At 70.0% G+C, this 21057-nt stretch carries 19 protein-coding genes; 7 read left to right on the top strand and 12 right to left on the bottom strand.

Annotation, left to right across the window (positions count from 1 at the left end; translation table 11 throughout):
• Positions 1–52: 52 nt before the first annotated feature.
• Together D1369_RS10005 and D1369_RS10010 are read right to left on the bottom strand one after the other, a co-directional pair.
• Positions 53–898, bottom strand: a complete 846-nt coding sequence (locus D1369_RS10005) for an NAD(P)H-binding protein (protein WP_007385275.1) — start codon at positions 896–898, stop codon at positions 53–55.
• Positions 899–1000: 102 nt separating this feature from the next.
• Positions 1001–1966 carry a WYL domain-containing protein gene (locus D1369_RS10010; protein WP_007385274.1) on the bottom strand — a complete coding sequence of 322 codons (966 nt, stop codon included), beginning with the start codon at positions 1964–1966 and terminating at the stop codon, positions 1001–1003.
• A 65-nt stretch (positions 1967–2031) separates the two neighbouring features.
• Between D1369_RS10010 and D1369_RS10015 the strand changes: the two genes are divergently transcribed.
• Positions 2032–2640: a TIGR03086 family metal-binding protein gene (locus tag D1369_RS10015; protein WP_007385273.1), complete on the top strand. Its 609-nt coding sequence runs from the start codon at positions 2032–2034 to the stop codon at positions 2638–2640.
• A 175-nt stretch (positions 2641–2815) separates the two neighbouring features.
• On the opposite strand, the gene D1369_RS10020 is transcribed toward D1369_RS10015, so the two are convergent.
• From D1369_RS10020 to D1369_RS10040, 5 genes are all read right to left on the bottom strand, one after another.
• On the bottom strand, positions 2816–4333 hold the full coding sequence (locus D1369_RS10020; RefSeq protein ID WP_007385272.1) for an FAD-binding oxidoreductase: 1518 nt from the start codon (positions 4331–4333) through the stop codon (positions 2816–2818).
• A gap of 119 nt (positions 4334–4452) precedes the next feature.
• A complete protein-coding gene (locus D1369_RS10025) occupies positions 4453–6180 on the bottom strand; it encodes a tryptophan 7-halogenase (RefSeq protein ID WP_237557680.1) in 1728 nt (575 codons plus the stop codon).
• Between the two features lie 208 nt (positions 6181–6388).
• Positions 6389–7861, bottom strand: a complete 1473-nt coding sequence (locus tag D1369_RS10030; protein WP_007385270.1) for an FAD-dependent monooxygenase — start codon at positions 7859–7861, stop codon at positions 6389–6391.
• Positions 7862–8049: 188 nt separating this feature from the next.
• The gene (locus tag D1369_RS10035) at positions 8050–8445 is read right to left on the bottom strand and encodes a PPOX class F420-dependent oxidoreductase (protein WP_007385269.1); all 396 of its coding nucleotides are present in this window, start codon (positions 8443–8445) and stop codon (positions 8050–8052) included.
• 16 nt (positions 8446–8461) lie between these two features.
• Entirely contained in the window at positions 8462–9958 is a 1497-nt protein-coding gene (locus tag D1369_RS10040) for an MFS transporter (RefSeq protein ID WP_007385268.1), read from the bottom strand.
• 189 nt (positions 9959–10147) lie between these two features.
• Here D1369_RS10040 and D1369_RS10045 point away from each other — a divergent pair, with 189 nt between their 5' ends.
• Positions 10148–10570 (top strand): helix-turn-helix domain-containing protein, encoded by a 423-nt coding sequence (locus D1369_RS10045; RefSeq protein ID WP_007385267.1) that lies wholly within the window; start codon positions 10148–10150, stop codon positions 10568–10570.
• 19 nt (positions 10571–10589) lie between these two features.
• On the opposite strand, the gene D1369_RS10050 is transcribed toward D1369_RS10045, so the two are convergent.
• Genes D1369_RS10050 through D1369_RS10060 form a run of 3 tightly spaced genes read right to left on the bottom strand, consistent with a single transcriptional unit; the run spans position 10590 to position 12905 of the window.
• Positions 10590–11141, bottom strand: coding sequence for a flavin reductase family protein (locus D1369_RS10050; RefSeq protein WP_007385266.1), 552 nt, complete (start codon positions 11139–11141; stop codon positions 10590–10592).
• Between the two features lie 13 nt (positions 11142–11154).
• Positions 11155–12465 carry a cation:proton antiporter gene (locus tag D1369_RS10055; protein WP_007385265.1) on the bottom strand — a complete coding sequence of 437 codons (1311 nt, stop codon included), beginning with the start codon at positions 12463–12465 and terminating at the stop codon, positions 11155–11157.
• Complete coding sequence (locus D1369_RS10060) at positions 12462–12905, bottom strand: nuclear transport factor 2 family protein (RefSeq protein ID WP_037901656.1); 444 nt, start codon at positions 12903–12905, stop codon at positions 12462–12464. Before D1369_RS10060 ends, D1369_RS10055 begins: the two co-directional genes overlap by 4 nt.
• A gap of 231 nt (positions 12906–13136) precedes the next feature.
• On the opposite strand from D1369_RS10060, the gene D1369_RS10065 reads away from it, so the two are divergent.
• Positions 13137–13829, top strand: a complete 693-nt coding sequence (locus D1369_RS10065) for an antibiotic biosynthesis monooxygenase family protein (protein WP_007385263.1) — start codon at positions 13137–13139, stop codon at positions 13827–13829.
• 63 nt (positions 13830–13892) lie between these two features.
• A complete protein-coding gene (locus D1369_RS10070) occupies positions 13893–14627 on the top strand; it encodes a response regulator transcription factor (protein WP_106433539.1) in 735 nt (244 codons plus the stop codon).
• A gap of 1060 nt (positions 14628–15687) precedes the next feature.
• On the opposite strand, the gene D1369_RS10075 is transcribed toward D1369_RS10070, so the two are convergent.
• Positions 15688–16494, bottom strand: a complete 807-nt coding sequence (locus tag D1369_RS10075; RefSeq protein WP_007385261.1) for a ScbR family autoregulator-binding transcription factor — start codon at positions 16492–16494, stop codon at positions 15688–15690.
• 209 nt (positions 16495–16703) lie between these two features.
• Here D1369_RS10075 and D1369_RS10080 point away from each other — a divergent pair, with 209 nt between their 5' ends.
• On the top strand, positions 16704–17705 hold the full coding sequence (locus tag D1369_RS10080; RefSeq protein ID WP_240436065.1) for a ScbA/BarX family gamma-butyrolactone biosynthesis protein: 1002 nt from the start codon (positions 16704–16706) through the stop codon (positions 17703–17705).
• On the top strand, positions 17702–18742 hold the full coding sequence (locus tag D1369_RS10085; protein WP_082319476.1) for an NAD-dependent epimerase/dehydratase family protein: 1041 nt from the start codon (positions 17702–17704) through the stop codon (positions 18740–18742). Before D1369_RS10080 ends, D1369_RS10085 begins: the two co-directional genes overlap by 4 nt.
• Here D1369_RS10085 and D1369_RS10090 read toward each other — a convergent pair.
• Positions 18688–19398, bottom strand: a complete 711-nt coding sequence (locus D1369_RS10090) for a ScbR family autoregulator-binding transcription factor (RefSeq protein WP_158680167.1) — start codon at positions 19396–19398, stop codon at positions 18688–18690. The two genes, D1369_RS10085 and D1369_RS10090, sit on opposite strands and share 55 nt — an antisense overlap.
• 658 nt (positions 19399–20056) lie before the next feature.
• Between D1369_RS10090 and D1369_RS10095 the strand changes: the two genes are divergently transcribed.
• Positions 20057–20701 carry a response regulator transcription factor gene (locus D1369_RS10095; RefSeq protein WP_276147336.1) on the top strand — a complete coding sequence of 215 codons (645 nt, stop codon included), beginning with the start codon at positions 20057–20059 and terminating at the stop codon, positions 20699–20701.
• Positions 20702–21057: the final 356 nt, after the last annotated feature.

A 21057-nucleotide genomic window follows, 5' to 3' on the forward strand; every position in this document is an offset into this window, starting at 1 on the left:
TCGAGGACGGCGGCATCGCTTGTGGACACCGGCATCACTCAGGACGCCGGCGTCACTTGAAGGCGTGGACGTTGCGCTTCGCCCACGAGGCGAAGGAGCTTGCCGGGCGGCCGAGGATCCGCTCGACGTCGGGGCTGACCCGCTGCTCGGCGGGGAGCGGCTCCCCGAGGATGTCGAGCGTGCCCTCGATCACCGGCTCGGGCATGAACTGTGCCATGTGCTCGCGCGCTTGCTCACGGGTCAGCTCCACGAAGCCCACCTCCTCGCCGAGCGCCTCGGACAGGGCCGCCGCCTGCTCGCGCGGGGTGACTGCGGCCGGGCCGGTCAGCTCGTACGTCTGTCCGGTGTGGCCCTCGTCGCGCAGGACCACGGCGGCGACCTCCGAGATGTCCGCCGGGTCCACGACCGGCAGCGCCACGTCGGCGAACGGGGCGATCACCGCGCGCTGCGTGCGGACGGGCTCGATCCAGGCGTAGGCGTTGGAGGCGAAGCCGCCCGGGCGCAGGACCGTCCAGTCCAGGCCCGAGGTGCGTACGGCCTCCTCGAACTCCCGAAGCCGGCCGTGCGAGAGGGCGTCCGGGCGGGTGCCGTTGATCTGCGAGGAGAGCAGCACCACACGCCGCACGCCCGCTTCCCTGGCCGCGGCCAGGACCTCGACGGCGGGCGCGCCGCCGCCGAGCAGTTCGCCGGCCAGCAGGATGAACAGGGCCTCCGCGCCGTCCAGGGCGGGGCCCAAGGTGACGGGATCGCCGAGGTCGGCGCTGACGTGCCGCGCTCCCCCCGGCAGGTCGTAGGAAAGGGGACTGCGGGACACGGCCGTCACCTTCTCGCCCGCAGCGGCGAGCGCCTCGACGAGGGGACGGCCGACATTTCCGGAGGCTCCGGTGACAACGATCATGAGAACTCCCAAAGTCGTGAACAAATGGTTGATTTGCGGCGAGGTCGGGCTATGTCTGCGACGTTACCATCCTCGGTATAGTAGGTACCTAGAGGAAAGTGACTATGCTGCCGCCGCCTCATGGAGAGCCCCGTAGTGAGCCATGAGCTCGCGGCCGAGGCGGGCCAGGTAGTCACGTGCCTGGGGCGGACCCACCACCTCGACCTGGGTCCCCAGACCCGCCAGCTGCGCGGCCAGCACCTCCACCGACGGCCCCGCGGCCTCGATCTCCCGCCTGCCGTCCGCCAGCAGCCGGCCGATGCTCAGCCGCCCGCCGAACAGCCGCTGCAGCACGGGCAGAGTGTCCTGATCCGCCCGGGCCGTCACCGTCGCGGCGAGCAGACGGTCCTCCAGCCGGGTGGCCAACGAGCGCCAGGCGGCCGCCAGATCGAAGTCGGCGGGACGGCGCACCGGCTCGCCCGTCGGCTCGGCCGAGGTCACGCGGCCCAGCCGGAAGGAGCGCAGGCCTTCCGAGGTACCGGCCACCATGTACCAGTGGCCCGCCTTGAGGACCAGCCCGAGCGGGTCCACGGTGCGCTCGTGCGGCTCGTGGCCCGGACGGGCGTAGCCGAGCCGGACCCGTACGCCGTCCAGTACCGCGCGCTCCAGGGCCGTACGGTGCGGGCCGCCCTCTGTCACGGCGGTGCGCGACCAGTCCAACTCGTCGACGATCCGCGCCCGGGACGCCGCCTCGGCGTGCGGCCGCAGCGGTTCCGGCACCGCGCGCAGTAACTTCCGCAGCGCGGAGCGCAGTTCAGGGGAGGCCCCCGACGAGCCCGCGGCCAGGAACAGTGCCTGCACCTCCGGTGAAGTGAGTCCGGTCAGGTCCGTGCGCGCTCCCCCGACCAATTGCCAGCCGCCGCCTCGACCACGCTGCGCGTAGACGGGTACGCCGGAGGCGAGCAGGGCCTCCAGGTCGCGTCGCGCGGTGCGCTCGGAGACCTCCAGCTCCGCGGCGAGTTCCGCGGCGGTCACCCGGCCGCGCGCTTGGAGGAACAGCAGAGCCGCCACCAATCGGTCAGCTCGCATCAGTAATTCAGCCTTTCGTGGAAAGTGGCCGGAGGATGTCCTGTTTGGCCGCAAGACTCGGCGGCATGACGAATCCCGTGAACCCGCCCGCAGGCGCGCCGGCCCTCGCCGATCCCCGTAACGGCCTGTTGAAGGCCGTCGACCTCGCCGGCGACGTACTCGGCGCGGTGCGCCCCGATCAGTACGACAGCATCACGCCGTGTCCGGACTACTCGGTGCGCCAACTGTCCAATCACCTTGTCTCCGTGCTCCGCAGGGTCGCCGTGATCGGCGCCGGCGGACAGTTCTTCAGCGTTCCGCACTTCGCCGAGGACGTCGCCGACGGCGCCTGGGCCGAGGCCTGGGCCGACGGGACGAAGGAGCTGAAGTCCGTCTGGACGGACCCTGCGGTCCTGGGCCGGGAGATCGGCCTGCCCTGGGGACCCGTCCCCGGCGCCGTCGCCGCGGTCATCTACACCAACGAGTTCGTGCTGCACATCTGGGACCTGGCCAAGGCGACCGGCCAGAGCCCCGAGTGGGACGAGACCGTCCTGGCCGGACCGCTGGCCGCGATGCACCGTGCTGTGCCCCGCGAACCGCGCGGCGGCCAGGTGCCGTTCGGCCCCGTGGTAGACGTCCCTGAGGACGCTCCTGCCATCGACCGCCTGGTCGGCTGGTACGGCCGTACGCCCTGAGGCCGTACTTCCTGAGGCCGTACTTCCCGAGGCCGCAGGACGGGGCCCCGCGAGGCCGCCGGACCCCGTTGTCCGGCGGCCTCGCGCGTGTGTACCCGCCCGGTCCCCCGGTGCCTGGGGGGTGGGCGCCTGGGACCAGGCGGGCGGTCGGTGCGGCATCGTCGGTCGACAGCCGTCAGGCGCCTATGGACTGCGGGAAGCGGAAGAACCGGTTCGGGTCGTACTTGGACTTGATCCGGGACAGCCGCGCGTAGTTCTCCGCGTAGTACGACGTCTTCCAGTCCTTCAGGGACGGGTCCATCCAGTTCTGGTAGGTCTCGCCGTTGGACAGCGGGTCGATCGCGGCGAAGCCGTTGTCGGCCCAGGCGTTGGCCACCGCCTTGGCCTCGTCGGTCACCTGGGCCGGGTCGTTGATCAGGACCCGGTAGTTGACCGAGAACAGCGAGTCGCGGTGGACGTACGCGGTCGCGGTGCGCGAGACGTCGTTGGCGGCCCCGCCGAAGAAGTGGAAGTCCAGGTAACGCGCCTGTCCCGCCCTGCGGTTGGCGTCGAACGCCGTCATCACGTCCGCCCAGCCGCTCGCCGAGTAGGGCTCGCTGCCCATGCGGGTGCGCTCCAGGCCGTAGGCCGGGCGGGACAGCGTGCCCTCGGGGGTCTTCTCGGAGCGCTGGCACTGCGCCTCGGTGAGGGTGGAACAGCCGAAGATCATCATCATGAGCTGCTGGTACGTCATGACGGCGTCCTGACGCTGCACGGGAGCGCCGGTCAGGGCGATCAACCGGGCCGCCTCACCGGCGAGTTCGGTGGGCGTGCCGCGAGAGGCGAGGAAGACGTTGGCCTGCGGCACCGAGCCGGGCGCGGCGTCGGGCTGCACCACGTAGGCGCCGCCGCCGATGGTGTGGGGGGCGTCCACCAGCCACCGGGCCACGCCGTCGAGGACGTCGGCCATGCGGTCGTAGGGGAAGATCAGGTTGCTGATGGCCATCTGGTCGCCACTGTGCGGGGTGACCGTGAACTTGGTGACGATGCCGAAGTTGCCGCCACCGCCGCCGCGGATCGCCCAGAACAGGTCCGGGTACTGCTTCTCCGAGGTGGTCACCACGCGGCCGTCGGCGAGCACCACCTGGGCGGAGGTCACCGCGTCGCAGGCCATGCCGGTCGGCCGGGTCAGGAAGCCGAAGCCGCCGCCCTGGAGGAAGCCGCCGGCGCACACGGTCGGGCAGCCGCCCTCGCTGACCACCAGGTGGTGCGGGGCCAGGGCGTTGAGGATGTTGACGTTCTGGGCCCCCGGGCCGATCTCCACCGACGAGGCGCTGTTCACCGTCACGGCGTTGAGCCGGGACACGTCGATGATCATGCCCGGGGTGGTGGACCAGCCGCCGTAGTTGTGACCGCCGCTGCGGACCGCCGTGCGGACGCCGTGGTCCTGGGCGAAGCGCACGCAGACCGAGACGTCCGCCGCGCTCGTGCAGTAGGCCACCGCCTGCGGGTTCACGGTGTCGAACTGGCCCAGCTCCACCTGACGGGCGATGGTGTAGTACGGGTCGGTGGGCAGCACCAGCCTGCCCGAGAACTTGGCCGCGAGCTGGCTCCACGGCGTGCTCGAGCCTTCGGCGGCGACGGGGGCTGCGGGTACGAGGGCGAGACCGGCAGCGGCGGAGCCGGCGCCGAGCAGGGTTCTACGACTGATCACACGGTGTCCCAGAGTCGAAGCGGGTGGGTGGAGAGAAATCGGTGCATGGACCCGCACAGGGGCGGTGCGTGGGGGGTGGCACCACGCCCCGTGCGGGCCGGTGGAGGGTGCGGCGGCGGTCAGGAGACCTTGCGGCCGCGCGCGGCGGACTTGACGACGCCCTTGAGCATCGAGCGGCCGAGGTCGCGCATCTCCTTGGGGCCGTTGGTGCTCGCCCACCACATGAACTTGATCATCGTGGGGGTGGTGGCCCGGTAGAAGCGGTGGTCCTCGCCGTCCTTCCAGCCGAACGGCGTGTTGACCGACTCGCAGTCGTTGATGGCCTGGAAGACGATGTCGGCCGCCTTGTCGCCGTCGATCTCGCCCTGCTCGTAGCGCACGCAGGTCTCGTGCGTGACGTCGAGCAGGTGCTTGAAGGCGTGGCTGTCCGGCCACCACAGACCCGGGTACGGGGAGTTCTCCATCTCCCGGAAGTGCCGGTCGTCACCGTCCAGCATGAACTCCTGGCGGGCCTGGATCTGCCGCATGGTCGCGGGCGTGGTGAAGCAGGCCCAGACCCGGAACACGGCGTTCCAGAGCCGGAAGTGGGAGAACGCGATGTAGGAGCTGTCGACGATCATGTCGTTGTAGGTGAGAAGCCCCTGCTCCAGGCGCTCGACGTACTCGAAGCGCTTGGCGGAGAAGTCGCCGTCGCGCAGCGCCTCCAGGACGCGGTAGCACAGCGCGTCCACGACCTCGAAGGTGTTGGACAGGCCGCGCGAGTACAGAGGGTCGACGAAGCCGGCCGCGTGCGACATCAGGCACCAGCGGTCGCCGATCGTCTGCTTGGACGAGTACTGGATCCGGTCCGGCGTCGACACCCACTCCCGCACCCGCCGCGCGCCCTCGAACTGGCGTTTTACGGCCGGGTACATGTCGAGGTAGTGGTTGAACTCCTCGTCCGGGGTCATGTCCTTGGGCTGCGGGTACAACCGCTCGTCGAAGGTGAGGCCGACGCTGCAGACGGGGTTGCGGGAGTCCACATGGTTGTCGAACGGGATGATCCAGAACCAGCCGCGCTCGATCAGGTGGTGCAGGGTGCCGCCGTGGAACGGGGACTCGGCCGGGGGCCGCAGCGCCTCGGGGTAGTTGCACACGTCGTCGTACGGCTTGATGCCGACGTAGTGCGTGAACATCGAGCGTGCGTGGTGCTTGATCCGCGAGGGCTTGTCACGCAGGTCGAACTTCTGGGCGAGCGGCGAGCGGAAACCGCTGGCGTCGATGAGGTACTTGGCGCGGAAGACCTCGCCGTTCTGGCCGGTGACGGTGACGCCGTCGTCGTCGAAGTCGAGATCGGTGGCACGCCAGTTCTGGCGCAGGGTGCAGCCGTACTTGGCGGCGACGTTGAAGTAGTAGGTGTCGGTGTCCTGGCGGAACATGTGCGACGCCTCGGTCAGCATCTTCGGGATGACGAACATCGTCGCCTCGCGCGGGTCCGGCTCCCGGTCCGGGACGTGCCGTACGAAACCGAAGCTCTGCTTCCTGCCGTGGTGGGCACCGATGTACTTGGTGACCGCCTTGATGTCGAGCAGGTGCTTGATCTCGGGGACGTCGTAGCGCACGGCGAGGATGTGCAGCCACTCCACGAGCTGCGGGTTCTGCGACTCACCGACCGCGAACCGCGGGTGCTGGCCGGCGTCGACGAGCACCACCTTCGCGCCCTGTCGGGCCAGGATCGCGCCGGTGATCGAGCCTCCGATCCCGGCACCCAGGATCACGACGTCGCACTCGGTCCACTCGCCGGCCTTCGGCGCCCTCTTCTGCGTGTCGGCCTTGGTGGGCATCTCTGTCTCGGCCTTGCCGGTCAACTCGGAACTCCTCTTCTGACGAACGGTCGGCGCGCGTCGTCGGCGCCGGTCGGGTGGGCGGACGGGCTGTGGTGCCGCGGCGCCCCCAAGGGGCGCGGCAGACAGTGCGACCAGCCACGACGGCCCCGTAGACACACGACGGACGGTCGCGGCACTTCCCCTCGCGGCCGCGGGGCGCAGTCGCACATCGACTCGGCCCGCGGAGCGCCTAGCTGCCCGCGGGGGCGCCGAACCAGCGCTGGAGTGCCTCGGCCAGTCCTTCGGCGGAGCCATCCGTTCCGATCCAGGCGATGTAGCCGTCGGGGCGCACCAGCAGGTCGGCGGCCGGGGCGTTGGGGTCGGGCCGGGAGGCGACGACGACGTCGACGCGGTCGGACCAGCCGGCCGCAGCCTCGGTGAGGGCCTCGCCGCCACGCAGGTTCAGCAGCAACGGACGGCCACGGGTGAGCAGTTCGTACGTGCTCGTCTTCTCGTCCCCGACCAGCAGCTCCTGGTCGGGCAGCCGACGGCCGAGCAGCGGGTGGCCGCCCTCGCCCATGTCGTAGGTGATGTCCAGGCCGGTGACCACACCGACCAGGTGGCGGCGGACCTCCTCGATGCCGACCAACTCGCCGAAGAGCTCACGCAGCGGCTGCATCTCGGGGCCGCCGAGGTACAGGGAGCGCTGCACGAGGGTGTTGGCGACGATGCGGCCGCCGACGGGGTGCCGCTCGGTGTGATAGGTGTCCAGCAGCCCCTCGGGCGCATACCCCTTGAGTTCGGCGGCCAGCTTCCAGCCGAGGTTGACCACGTCGCCGACGCCGGCGCTGATGCCCTGGGCGCCGATGGGCAGATGGATGTGGGCGGCGTCGCCCGCGAGGAAGACCCGGCCCTTGCGGTACTCGGCGGCCTGGCGGCTGGCGTCGGTGAAGTAGCTGGTCCACAGCGGCTTGTAGCCGGTGATGTCCTCGCCGGTGACGCGCTGGAAGGCGGCGGCGACCTCGGGGAAGGTGGGCGGCTCCTGGGTCGGGCGGACACCGGCGCCGCGTTCGAAGACGACGACGCGGGTGGCCTGCGGGCCGAGCGGGAGCACCACGACCATGCCGGACTCGCCGACCTCGCCGGTCGGGCGGATGCGCAGCTCGTTGGTGGCGACGTCGGTCATCAGCATCTCGATGGTGGCGCTGGTGCCGGGGAAGTCGACGCCGGCCAGACGGCGCACGGTGGAACGGGCGCCGTCACAGCCGACCAGGTAGGCGGCGCGCAGCGTCTCGACGCCGCCGGCGGAGGACACCTCCACCGTGACGCCGGTGTCGTCCTGGTCCATGCCGACGACCTCGTGCCCGCGGCGGACCTCGGCGCCCAGGCCGGTCGCCCACGCGTGGAGAATGGCCTCGGTCCGCGACTGCGGAACACCCCGGACACCGAAATTACCGCCCTCAATGATGCGATAATCGATGGGCAGTCCACCGAAATGCCCGAAGGGTATCGTCTCGAGTTCACCGAATTCGTCGAGAAGTCCGCGCTGACCGAACTCCTCGATCGTGCGAGCGGAAAATCCGAGTGCCCGGGACTGCTGCATGGGCTCGGTCAGGCGGTCGAGCACGATCACCGATTGCCCGGCCAGGCGGAGTTCACCGGCCAGCATCAGTCCGGAAGGGCCGGCCCCGGCGACAATCACATCGGCATGAAAACGGTCCATGTTTCCTCTCCCAGTGGATTTTTCACCAGTATTCCGGGGGAGCGCGGGAAGCTGAACGGCCTCAAGTACAGGTCTCTGACAAGTTTCGTCAGAGCTTCTGCAGTTGGGTCAGGCGGTGGAAATAAGCGAGGGTGCCGGAAGACTTCCGGCACCCTCGGATCGGTTCGGACCGGGATCGGCGGCCCGGGTCAGATCAGGCCCATCACCTTGTCGACCTGGATCTCGATCACGACCAGGCCCGGCGGCTCCGGCGGCGACGACCAGTACCGCTTGGCGTACCGCCGTACCCCCTCCTGGACCCGTAACGGGTCCTCATGGACGGTGGCGGTGCCCTCCAGAGTGAGCCAGCGGCCGCCCACGGTCTGGCAGAGGGAGGCCCGGCCGCCGGGAGTGGCCAGCACGTTCCTGGCCTTGCGCCGGGTCACCGCGGTCATGACCCGCGCCAGACCCGCCTCGCCGTCCCAGGTGAAACGCACGGGCGTCACATGGGGCGAGCCGTCGGGGCGGAGGGTGGTGAAGGTGCACAGCTGGTTCTCGGCGAGGAATCCCTCGGCCGCGGCGGACAGTTGCGGTGACGTCGGCATGGCGGCTCTTCCTGTCTCAGTCGTGGGCCGGAGCCGGAGCGGCGGCCGGCTGGTCCGATGCCTTGGTGAGGGGCAGCAGGATCAGCGCGAGCAGCAGACCCGCCAGGGCGAAGCAGGCGCCCGCGAGGAACGCGTCGTGGAAGACCTCGGTGCGCGCCTGGTTCACCCGCGCGGGCACCCCGTCCGCCCAGTCCGTCAGCTCCTCGACCCGGCGGAAGGCGTAGGTGGCGGCCACGGCGAGGCCCAGGGCGCCGCCGACCTCCTGCGCCGTGTTGATGAGACCGGCGGACAGGCCGGACTCGTCCTCCTCGGTGCCGGTGAACGCGGCGACCTGCACCGGGACGAACGACAGACCGAGACCGAGACCCGAGAGCAGGAACGCGGGCAGCAGGTCCACGAGGTAGGAGGCGTCGGACGGGGCCCGCCACAGCAGGAACATGCCCACGCTGGTCAGCGCCAGGCCGACCATCAGCACCGGCTTGGCGGCGACCTTGGTCACCAGCTGGGAGGCGATGCCCGCGCCGACCGCGACGATCACGGCGAGCGGGACGTAGGCCAGACCGGTCTTCAGGGCCGACCAGTCGAGGACCTGCTGCATGAAGAGGCTGGCGAAGAAGAACAGCGTGACGCAGGTGCCGAGCAGCAGGAGGGCGACGATGTTGGAGGCCCGCAGCGACTTGCGCTTGAACACGCCGAGCGGGATCAGCGGAGCCTGGGCGCGGCGCTCGATCAGCACGAACGCGATGAGCAGGATCGCGGAGAGGGCGAAGCCGCCGTAGACGCGGCCCATCGGCACGTCGGAGTCGTCGACGGTCTGGCCGAGGCTGAAGATCAGCAACACGAGACCGGCGGTCAGCGTCACGGCGCCGGCGACGTCGAAGGAGCTGCTGCGCTCGGCCGCACGGCTCTCGGCGACGACCTTCGGGGCGATCAGGGCGCAGACCAGACCGATCGGCACGTTGATGAAGAAGATCCAGCGCCAGCCCGGACCGTCGGTGAGCAGACCGCCCAGGGTGACACCGGCGACCGCGGCGATACCACTGAGCGCGCCCCAGGCACCAAGAGCCTTGTTGCGCTCGGCGCCCTCCTCGAAGTTGTTGGCGAGCAGGGACAGCGCGGCGGTCGCGATGAACGCGGCGCCGAGGCCCTGGGCGCCGCGCGCCACGATCAGCATGGCGGCACCCTGCCCGAACCCGGCGAACAGGGAGGCGAGGGCGAACAGGACCAGGCCGGTCTGGAGCATCCGGCGGCGGCCGAAGGCGTCGGCCAGCCGGCCGGTCAGCAGCAGGAAGCCGCCGAGGAGCATGCCGTACGTGGTGACGATGTACTGCAACGACGTCTGGGAGATGTGCAGTTCGTCCTCGATCGTCGGCAGGGCCACGTTGACGATCGACACGTCGAGGAAGGTCATGAAGCCGGCCAGGCACAGGAACGCCAGGATGAGTCCCGGCCGGCGCGGCGGCTCCGATTCGGCGGCGTGGTGGGGAAGTCGCATCGACTCTTGGGTCGACATGTCGCTCCTAAGGGATGTGACGGAAGGGTTCCGTAGGGACGGGAAGTACGGCTTCCGTGGGGACGGGACAGCCGGACGGAAGGACAAGGCGCGGGGCCGGGAGCGGGGGGCCGCTCACCGTCTTCCGGGAAGCTAGCATCCTGAGTAAAGTAGGTACCTAGAGGAAAGTGACTTCCTGGGAGGATCCGAATGGACGGCAGCACCGGCACCATGGGCAGCGCCATCACACATCGCAAGCAGGTCGACTCGGAGCTGGCGTGCCCGGTCTCCCCGGTGGTCGACATCGTCTTCAGCCGGTGGACGACGCCGATCCTGTGGACGCTGAACGAGTTCGGCCGACAGCGTTTCGTCGAGCTGCAGCGCAACATCCGCACCATCACGCCGAAGGTGCTCACCCAGCGGCTGCGCCAGATGGAGCGCGACGGCCTGGTGGTGCGCACGTACCACCCCGAGGTGCCGCCCCGGGTCGAGTACGAGATCAGCGAGCTCGGCCGCAGCCTGGCGCCGCTCTTCGCCCACCTCGCCGACTGGTCCGCCGTGAACCTCCAGAAGGTCGAGCAGGCCAGGCGGGCGTTCGACGAGGCCGACGAGCAGGCGTCGGCGCTGCGCTGACGTACGGCCGGCTCTGCCTCTAACCACGGGCGTGCGCCGGGACGTCACGGTCGAGGACGCGCATGGCGCCCTGGAAGAAGACCAGCGGGTCGGCCTCCTCACTGGAGGTGCCCAGGGCGGTGACCTCGCCCACCAGGATGGCGTGGTCGCCGCCGTCGTACTCCTCGGCGAGACGGCACTCCAGGAAGGCCAGCGCCTCGGTGAGGACGGGCAGTCCGTGCGCGGAGTGGTGGTACGGAACATCCGCCAGCCGCGCCGACTCGCGACCCGCGAACTTCCAGGCCAGCCCCGCCTGATCGCGCGTCAGGAAGTTCACCACGAAGCCCCGGGCCTTCTGCAGGACCGGGCGCAGCCGGGACTGCCGGTGCAGACAGAACAGCACCAGCGGCGGATCCAGCGAGACGGACGTGAAGGAGTTCACCGTGGTGGCGGCGCCGTCCTCGGGGCCGCCGGTGGTGATGACGGTGACGCCGGTGGCGAAGTTGCCGCACACCGTGCGCAACGCGCGACCGTCGACCGGCGGTTGCGGCAGATGTCGGCCGTGCTGGGACAACGGCTGGACGGGTATCATGTGAGCCCCCTCGTCAGGTGTGCGGCGCGGTCGCGTCCGCGGCGGTCGTACGAACCTTCTGGGTCTCGCCGGCCGTGAGGTGCTCGCGCCGGGACAGCAGCGGGGCCGCCATCGCCGTCGTCACGAGGGCCATGATCACCAGCATGGTGAACATCCGTCCGTCGAGCACTCCGAGGCTCACGGCGGCGTTGAGGATGATGAGTTCGGTCAGGCCACGGGTGTTCATCAGCACGCCCAGGTCCTTGGCCTCGCGCCAGGACATGCCGGACAGCCGGGCCGGGACGATCGCACCCAGCAGCTTGCCCGCGCAGGCCACGCCGATGACCAGGAACAGGGCCAGGTAGTCGGGCCCGGTCAGGGCGCCGAGGTCCACACCGAGGCCGGTGACGATGAAGAACACCGGCAGCAGCACGACGCTGACGTAGTCCAGCGGCTGGCGCAGGTGTGCCGCGAGTACCCGCCGGGGTTCGCGCGGCATGACGAAACCGAACAGGAACGCGCCGAAGATCTGGTGGATGCCGATCCACGAGGTCAGCCACGACGAGGCGAACACCCCGGCGCACAGCACCGCGAGCAGCACGTTCCAGCGCTCCATGGCGGCCCACCGCCACACCAGCCGGGACACCAGCGGCCGTACCACCAGGAACATCAGCGCCACATAGACGACGCTGAGCGCCCCGATCCGAGCCAGGCCCGCGTAGTCGCCGTCCGAGCTGACCAGCGCCGACACATATGCCAGCAGACACCAGGCCAGGACGTCGTCGATCGCGGCACTGGCCAGCGACAGGGCGCCGACCCGGGTGTCCATCAGCCGGTTCTCGGTCAGGATCCGCGCCAGCACGGGAAAAGCCGTCACGGACATCGCGGTGCCCATGAAGGTCGCGAACGCGGTGAAGGAGATGTGGTGCCCGGCCACCGTGTCGTGGCGCGGATACAGGACGACCGCCGCGGCCACGCCCAGGGCGAAGGCGAGCACGATGGACGACAGCGAGACGCTCGCCGCCAGACGTGCGTACGGCCGTATCAGTCGGCGTTCGAACTCCCAGCCGACCACGAACATGAACAGGACCAGGCCGACCTGGGAGACCGCCGACAGCAATGGCCGCACATCGACCGGGAACAGACGCCCCGTCAGGTCACCGGGCAGCAGACCGAGGAGGCTCGGGCCGAGGACGATACCGGCGGTGATCTCGCCGATCACCTTGGGCTGGCCCAGCTTCCGGGCGAGGGCCCCGAGCGCGGTGCCGACCAGCAGGATCACGCCGATACCGAGCAGCATGGCCGCGATCTGGTCCTCCTTGATCCCGGCCGCCAGCGTGTTCATCGGTCGTCCTGCGGCCGGGGCGGAGTGCCCGTCGACCACACCAGCCGGAACGACAGCTCCGTCAGCCGCCAGCCCCGCTCGGTGCGCCGGGCCTCGCCGTGCACGAGGGTGCCGGCGACGAACAGCGGGTCGCCGGGCGTGTCCGAGTGGTGTACGTGGGTGGAGACCAGGTTGGCGCGCAGGACCGCCCGCTCGTCGCCGGTGAGGTCCACCACCGCCGGGGAGTTGAGGTGCTGGGTGCGCGCGAAGGCCTCCAGCGCCTGCCGGTGCCAGTCGGCGAGTCCCTCGATGCCCTCGTGCCGGGCCATCGGGAACTCGACACGGGCGTCGTCGCTGAACAGCGCGCTCGCCCACGCGTCGTTGAGTTTGTCGTCGTCGAGACCTATGAGATAGCGATCCAGCAGAGTGCTGATTTCGGCTGCTGCAGTGACGGAATTCATTACCCGAGCATCGCGCGCGGGCCAATGGACGCCCAAGACCACTTGTCGAAGACCTGACGTAGCTGCCGAAGACCTGACGCCGGCGGCAAAGACCTGACAATCCGCGCGCAGTCTTGAACACACGGGTCTTCAGCCGGAGTTGATGGCTTGTCATGCTGGTCGGGAAGCACCGACCCAGCAATTTCGAGTTCTGCTTCTTTCACCAACCGATCGACCGGAAGAGAAGAGAGAATGCCGAAGATCGCAGCCGATGGTAAGAACCTGACCGTCCTCAACCTGTTCTCGACCGACTCCGCCGAGAGGCAGGACAGCCTGCTCGCCGCGATGCGTGAGATCGTCGACTCCGCGACCTACGAGGGCTGGAAGTCCAGCACCGTGCACAGCGGGCAGACCAAGTTCGGCACCGCCAACTTCATCCAGTGGCGTTCCACCGAGGACCTGGAGGCCCGGTACGCCGGCGAAGAGTTCAAGCACCGCACGCTGCCGCTGTTCGGTGAGATCACCACGGCGATCCGGCTGCTGCAGAACGAGGTGGTCTTCACCCAGCAGAAGCCGGGCGCCGGTGAGACCGAGATCGGGCCGGACCGCGACGACTACACGGTCATCGACCTGTACGGCGTCACCGAGAAGCACCAGGACGACCTGGTCGAGGCGCTCGGCGCGTCCCAGGACTGGCTCCAGAAGGTCCCGGGGTACCGCAGCCACACGGTGCTGCGCGGGCTGCGCGGGCGCGGCATCGAGGGCAAGTGGGTCGTCGTCTACTCGCAGTGGGACAGCAAAGAGGCCTACGACGCGTTCCGTGAGCAGCCGAGCGGGGAGCGTTCGGCGGAGCGGCAGAAGGTCGACGCCCGGGTGGACGCGCTGGCCATCTGGCGGGACTCCAACACCTACCGCGTGGTGCACACCCGGTCGGCGGGCGAGTGACGGCCCGGGCCGCTCGTCTCAGGTGCGTGATGCCGACGGGGCACGGCCCGGTGTGGAGTGCACATGCGCGTACTGGTGATCGATCCGGATGACGGGACCGCCGAACCGCTGGTCTGCCGCCTGGTGCGCAACGGCCATCAGGTCCGGCGGGCCCGCACCGGGCGGGCGGGGCTCCAGGCGTGCGAGCAGGCCGAAGTCGTCCTGCTCGACCTGGAGTTGCCGGACCTCGACGGTCTTCAGGTGTGCACCGAGATCCGGGCCCGGGGCAACACACCGCTGATCACCTTCACCAGCCGGGACACCGAGCTGGACCGGGTGCTCAGTCTGAGGTCGGGCGCGGACGACTGTCTGGTCAAGCCGTACGGGTTCCGGGAGCTGATCGCCCGGATGAACGCGGTGGCGCGGCGCGTCACCACGGGTGGTGGACCGGTCGGCGTGTCCTGCGGGGCGCTGCGTCTGGACCCCGGCGCACGGGAGGCGCGGCTCGGGGAGCGATCCCTGGAGCTGACCCGCAAGGAGTTCGACATTCTGCTGCTGCTGGCCTCGGCACCCGAGACGGTGATCTCACGCCGGGACCTGATCGCGGCGGTCTGGGCGGACGAGTGGGCCATCTCCACCCGCACGGTGGACACGCACGTCAGCGCCCTGCGCGCCAAACTGGGCGAGGGCTGGATCACCACGGTCCGGGGCGTCGGCTACCGCCTTGAGGACACCTCCCGTGCCGCACCGCCGCCGGGCCCTGCGGGGACCGGCGGGACGGGCGCCCGCCCGGAACCCGTCGACGGAATGGCGGGCTGAAGGGCGGGCGCTGCCGCGTGCGCCCGGCCGTGAACGAGACAGGGCACCGGGTTTCGGAACCGGGGTCACGGGGTCGACGGTGCGGGACGGGTCGCGTGGCCCGTGCCTGTACGCCCGTGACACCCGGCCGGCCCGATGCGTGCGTCTCCCCCGCGCCGCATTCCCGCGCCTGGCGAGCCGGTTTGCCGGCTCGGGATACGAACCGGGCGAGCCTGTGGAAAGAGCGAGCCCCGCGGGTACCGGGCCGGACCGCTCGGGTCGACGCGCGGGGCGCCGCCGGGCCCGCCCTGCCACGTCGGCGAGAGCCCGGCTGGACGCAGCGAACCCCGCCGGGACCCAGCCAGACGGCTCGGGTCCACGCGGGGGCGCCGCCGGGCCCGCCCTGCCACATCAGCGAAAGCCCGGCTGGACACAGCGAACCCCGCCAGGACCCGGCCGGACCGCTCGGGTCGACGCGCGGGGCGCCGCCGGGCCCGCCCTGCCACATCAGCGAAAGCCCGGCTGGACACAGCGAACCCCGCCAGGACCCGGCCGGACCGCTCGGGTCGACGCGCGGGGCGCCGCCGGGCCCGCCCTGCCACGTCGGCGAGAGCCCGGCTGGACGCAGCGAACCCCGCCAGGACCCGGCCAGACGGCTCGGGTCCACGCGGGGGCGCCGCCGGGCCCGCCCTGCCACATCAGCGAAAGCCCGGCTGGACACAGCGAACCCCGCCAGGACCGGGCCGGACGGCTCGGGTCGACGCGCGGGGCGCCGCCGGGCCGGCCCTGCCACATCAGCGAAAGCCCGGCTGGACACAGCGAACCCCGCCGGGACCCGGCCAGACGGCTCGGGTCCACGCAGGGGCGCCGCCGGGCCCGCCCTGCCACATCAGCGAAAGCCCGGCTGGACACAGCGAACCCCGCCGGGACCCGGCCGGACGGCTCGGGTCGACGCGCGGGGCGCCGCCGGGCCGGCCCTGCCACGTCGGCGTGCGCCCGGTGGGCGCAGGACGGGGTGCCGGTTTTCCGGTGCCGTGCCATGCCACCCACACGCCCTGCCACCCCGTGGCCGGCGGGTCGGTCAGGCGGCGCCGCCCTCCCCCGTCCGGGCAGCGCTCGTCTCCCCTTCCCGGGTGGCGGGGGTGTCGGCCTTCCTTGTCGTGCGGGCGTCCGAAGCGGCGTCGGCCTGAGCCGTGTCGTCGTCCTCCTCGTCGATCGGTGCGTCCTCCTCCTCCAGGGCCGCGTCGCGTGACGCGAGGAGGGACACCGCCCGGTCGGGCGTGAGCTCCAGCGTCGGGAGGATCTGCGGGATCGCGATGCTGGGCAGGAGATGGCGGAACATGGCGATCACCCGGCGCGTCAAGTCCTGGCGCTGGCACAGGACCTGGGACGTCCACTGGATGCCGGTGAAGGACCCGGAGAGCAACTCCGCCGTCTCCACCGGATCGACGTGCGGAAGCAACTCCCCGCGCTCGCGCGCCTCGACGAGCATCCGGGTCAGCCGGTCCACCCAGGACTCGAACGGTCTGCCGTGGAAGGGGCTGGCGCTCTCGGCGTTCTCGCTCCACTGGTCCATGGCGAGACCGACGCTGGCCCGGGTCAGCGGGTCGTGCTGCAACTGGTGCGCGAACAGCAGTCCCTGGTCGACGAGTTCCTGCAGACTCGTCCGCTGCGGAGGCAACGGTCCCAGCTCCAGCTGAGCCGCCAGCACCCCGTGGGCCAGATCCTCCTTGGAGGTGAAGTGGAAGTAGAGCGCCCCCTTGGTGACGCCGGCCCGCGCGATGATCTCCGTGATCGTGGCCGTGCTGTAGCCCCGTTCGTCGAACACCTCGGCCGCTGCCAGCAGGATCGACGTGCGGGTCTGGATCGCTCGTGCTTGACGTGCCATGCCACCGTGCCTGTTTCTATGTCAGAGCTTGGTCAGGTCCCCGCGCAAAGAGAACCGGACTGTCAGTCTTTTGTCGAGGGGAGAGCGCTCCCCGCATGTATCGACTCAGGGGGCAATCCATGCCTGATGGCGCGATATCCGTAGCCAAACGGTTTGATGAGGTTCGTTCCGTTCTGGACCCGGTCCAGGAACCATCTGACCGCACCACCGTGGCCCACCCTGCACGAGACACGGGTCTGCTTGCCGGGCAGCCCCCAGCGATCCCCTCCGACCACACTGCCGTACAGCCCGCGTACCAGACCGTCGCCCCGGTTCTTTTGCCGGCCGGCCGGGCCACGGGCGAGCTCTGCCACCGCCCGGATCCGGAGGATCGTTTCCCCGTCGACTGGCTGCGCCTTTCCGAGCACCGCTTCCTGGTCTCGGTGAACTGGCCCGCCGCACACCGCTTCTTCGCCCCGCTGCCCGACGGGCGTCAGGATCCGCTGCTCGTCGCCGAGACCACCCGGCAGGCGACGATGATGCTGGCTCACGCCGAGTTCGGAGTCCCGATCGGCGACCAGTTCGTGATGCGCGAGCTCGGATACCGCATCGAGACCCCGGACTTCACCGTGGACAACGCCTCAGGCGCGATCGAGGTCGTGGTCGAGTGCTCCGACGTCCAGCTGCGCGCCGGCCGTCTCGTCGGCATGCGGGTCGACCTGCGTTTCCAGCGCCTGGACCAGGTGCTCGCCACCAGCATGGGCATCCTGGTCTGCACCTCGGCCCGCGTCTACCGCAGACTCCGCGGCGAGCGGATGTCCGCCCCGAGCCGCCCGGTGCCGCTGCTCGCCGCCGTCACCCCGCACGAGACCGGTCGCGTCGACCGCAAGGACGTCGTCCTCGCCCTGTCCAAGCACCGCCCCGGCTGGCGGCTCCGCCTGGACACCACGCACCCCACTCTCTTCGCCCGCCCGAACGACCACGTCCCCGGCATGGTGCTCCTGGAAGCCGCACGGCAGGCGGCCACCGCACTCACGCCCGGGCACGACTTCCACCCCGTGTCGATGCGGATCTCCTTCGACAAGTACTGCGAACTGACAGAGCCCTGCTGGATCCTGGCGCGGCACGACGTATGCCCGGAGCAAGGAGCGGTGCTGCGTGTGCAGGGCGTGCAGCAGGAGGAGCCCGTCTTCACCGCGATCCTGGGCGGCGCCGTACGGGAAAGCAGATGAGCCGGCACGTCCTGGTGACGGGCGCCGGCGGTTTCGTCGGCGGACACGCGGTCGCCGCGGCCCGCGCCGCGGGGGACATCCGGTTGCGACTGCTGGTCCGCACACGGCCGCCCGCTGCTCCCCCGCCGGCAGCCGACGGTCCGCCGCTCCCGGGTGGTGTACCGATCGAGTACGTACGGGGCGATCTCACCGATCCCGACTCGCTGCGCGGTGTCTGCGACGGCGTCGACGCGGTCGTCCACTGCGCCGCCCAGGTCGGCGGCGACCCCCGGCTGCTGCTGCGGGTCAACGACCTGGGCACGGCCGCCCTGGTCGAGGAGGCCCGGCGGGCCGGGGTCGAACGGTTCGTGTACCTGAGCACCGCGGCGGTGCACGGCCGGGGCCCGTTCAGCGGGGTGCGGCCCGGCCAGGTGCCGATCGCGCCGGTGTCGGACACCAGCCGGACCAGGGCGGCGGCCGAGCGCCACGTCCTCGCGGTGGGCGGCACGGTCCTTCGCCCTCATCTGGTCTACGGGGCGGGGGACCGCTGGGTGGTACCCGGCGTCCTGACGTTGCTGCGTGCGCTCGGCGGCCGGCCGGAGGGGCGCCTCGGACGGCAGTCGATGATCGACGCCGCCACGTTGGGGAATGTACTGCTTTCGGCCGCGCTGGCACCGACGGTCGGCGCGGGGCGGGTCCACTTCGTCGCCCACCCCGATCCCGTGCCTGGTGACCAGCTGCTCACGGCGGTCGCCCACACATACGGTCTCCTTCCGGAGGCCGTACCCGGCATCGCGGTCGACACCGCCCGCGCCCGACTCCGCGAGCACGCGCTCGCCCGGCATCACCTCGAACTGCTGGCAGCGGACCACTGGTTCACGGACGACGCGGTCTGGGCCGACCTCGGCTGCGATCCCGGAGCGGGGTTCGCCGAGCGGTTCCCCCGCTACGCCGACCGGTACCGGAACGCGCGCCCGGTACCGGATCCGGCGACGGGTCCGACTCACCGCACCTCCGAGGCCGCCACCTTCGTGCCGACCGCGTCCTCCGGGTCGTAGGGCAGATAACGCGAGGCGGTCACCGCGTAGTCGACCACCTCGTCCGTTCCGCCGGGGTTCAGTCCGCCGAGTACGTCCGGCGCGGCGAGCCCCGGCAGGAAGCCCTGCCAGAACCCGGTGAAGGCCATCCGGATCCGGTCGCCCTCTCCCCCCTTGATCAGCACGCAGATGCCCGTCGTGGCGGCGACGATGGCGCAGGTCATCGCCTGGGACTGGACGTGCGCCGCGAGCCTGCCCTCCTGGCGTGCGCGGTCCAGCAGACGCTTGACGCAGGCGTGCCATGCCTGGATGAACTGCTCCCGCCCCTTGCGGGACCGGTCGTTGTCCAGTCGCAGCCCCGCCCTCGACACCACGTCCCAGGTCAGCAGCCGGCCCAGGGTGTGTGAGATGTCGGTGAGGGCCTGCAACGGCTCGGAGTTCTTCTCGTACGCGAGGCGTGCGGCGCGCCACAACGTGCCGCGCGCCTCGTGTACGACCGCCTGGGCCAGGTCCTCCTTGTTCGCGAAGTGAAAGTGCAGCGCGCCCGTGCTCATGTTGGCCCGCGCGCTGATGTCGAACAGCCTGGCGGAGGCGTAGTCGTCGCGGTCGAAGACCTCCGCCGCCGACTTGAGCATCAGCCGTCGGGTGCGCATCGCCCTGTCCTGCTGTAGTCCCACCTGCATGAATCCTTTCATCCCCAGCCGGGAAACAGACCTTACGTTCTGTTTGGGTGTCCCGGGTGTCCCTTCGGGGGAGAGCCGGTCCCACCGGCAGCCCTCGTTTGGTGTCGACACACCGTCAGTACCCCCCAGAAGACCACACTTTTCCCCCTCGTGACCAGGGAGGGAAAGAAGCGAGAACAGGGGGCCGGCCGTCCGGAAACATCCCGGGCCATGTACCACCGCCACAGAGGATGTGCAACGCATCGGACGAAACCGACCGTCGGCGTCCGATCTACTGGCCGGTATGACCAGCATGGAGACTCAAAACAAACCGCAGTGGCTGCCAGTGGTCCTTTGCGCTTGATTCACGATCGAAATTTACTCATTCGCGCGCCCGGCGACTTCGTGCCCGACCACGCTACGCGGCGGAATTGATCGTTCATGTCAGGGCAATCCCGGCAAACTCGACATCGGCTTTCACGGTAAGTAACTTTACCTAGTCTTTTTTTGACAAACCGATGAGTAGGTTTTTAGGCTCGACGAGCCAAGGTGCTCAAGCGGGAACTACGTGTTCAGGGGGAGAGCAGTGAGCCAACGCGCAACGAGCAGCACTCTGGAGCTCCGAAAGCCGGTTCCGCCGCAGGTCCGCAGGACGTCTACGAACTGGCGGGTTCTGGTCGTCGAGAACAACACCGGCGACATGGAAACTCTGGCTACCGGGCTGCGTCGGCACGGCCACCAAGTCGAGGGAGTGGGCACCGGCAACGCGGCACTGCAGGCCTACCAGGGGGCGGACATCGTCCTGCTGGATCTCGAACTGCCCGATCTGGACGGTCTGGACGTGTGCCGCTCCATCCGGTCCCTGAGCGACGTGCCCCTCATCGCTGTCACGGGCTGGGGCACGGAGCTGGACCGCGTCCTGGGCCTCCAGGCCGGCGCGGACGACTATCTCGTCAAGCCCTACGGCTTCCGGGAACTGGTGGCCCGTATGGACGCCGTCATGCGTCGCTCACGTCCGCAGGTGCACACGGAACAGGTCGTGCTGCGCGGGCCGTTGCGCATCGACGCCGCCTCGCGCGAGGTCAGCCTGCACGGCCGAGTCGTGGAGGTCACGCGCAAGGAGTTCGATCTGCTCTACCTGCTCGCCTGCCATCCGGAGACCGTGGTCTCCCGCAAGCGCATCATGCAGCAGGTCTGGGGCGGTTCCTGGTCCCGGCGCACCGTGGACACCCATGTCAGCAGTCTGCGCGGGAAGTTGGGGGGCAGCGACTGGATCGTCACCGTGCGCGGAGTGGGATTCCGCTTCGGCGGTGGCTGACACCTCACCCGGCGGCCCGTGACGGGCATCGCCGCCGGGCGCAGAAGAAAGGGCGGGCTCCCTGAGTGGAGCCCGCCCTTTCTTCTGCGCCCGCACCTTCGCACGTGCTCTCGATCAGCGGTCGGCTGTTCTTCTCCGGGGGACGGTTCGGCGGGGCTTCTGACCATTTCCTGACACTTGCCTGGCACTGCGCCAACAAAGCCGTAGCCCGTCTGAGGATCTGGTTCGAAGGCTTAATTGTCGGCTGTTGAAAGCGTCGAGGTCCTACTTGGAGGATGGACAGGTATTCAGGCGCCGCTCCAGAACGGAAATTCCCCGGCCGCGCTTGATCATCCCAGAATTCCTGCCGATTGAGG

This window comes from Streptomyces sp. CC0208, assembly GCF_003443735.1.
GTDB classification, from domain to species: Bacteria; Actinomycetota; Actinomycetes; order Streptomycetales; family Streptomycetaceae; genus Streptomyces; species Streptomyces sviceus.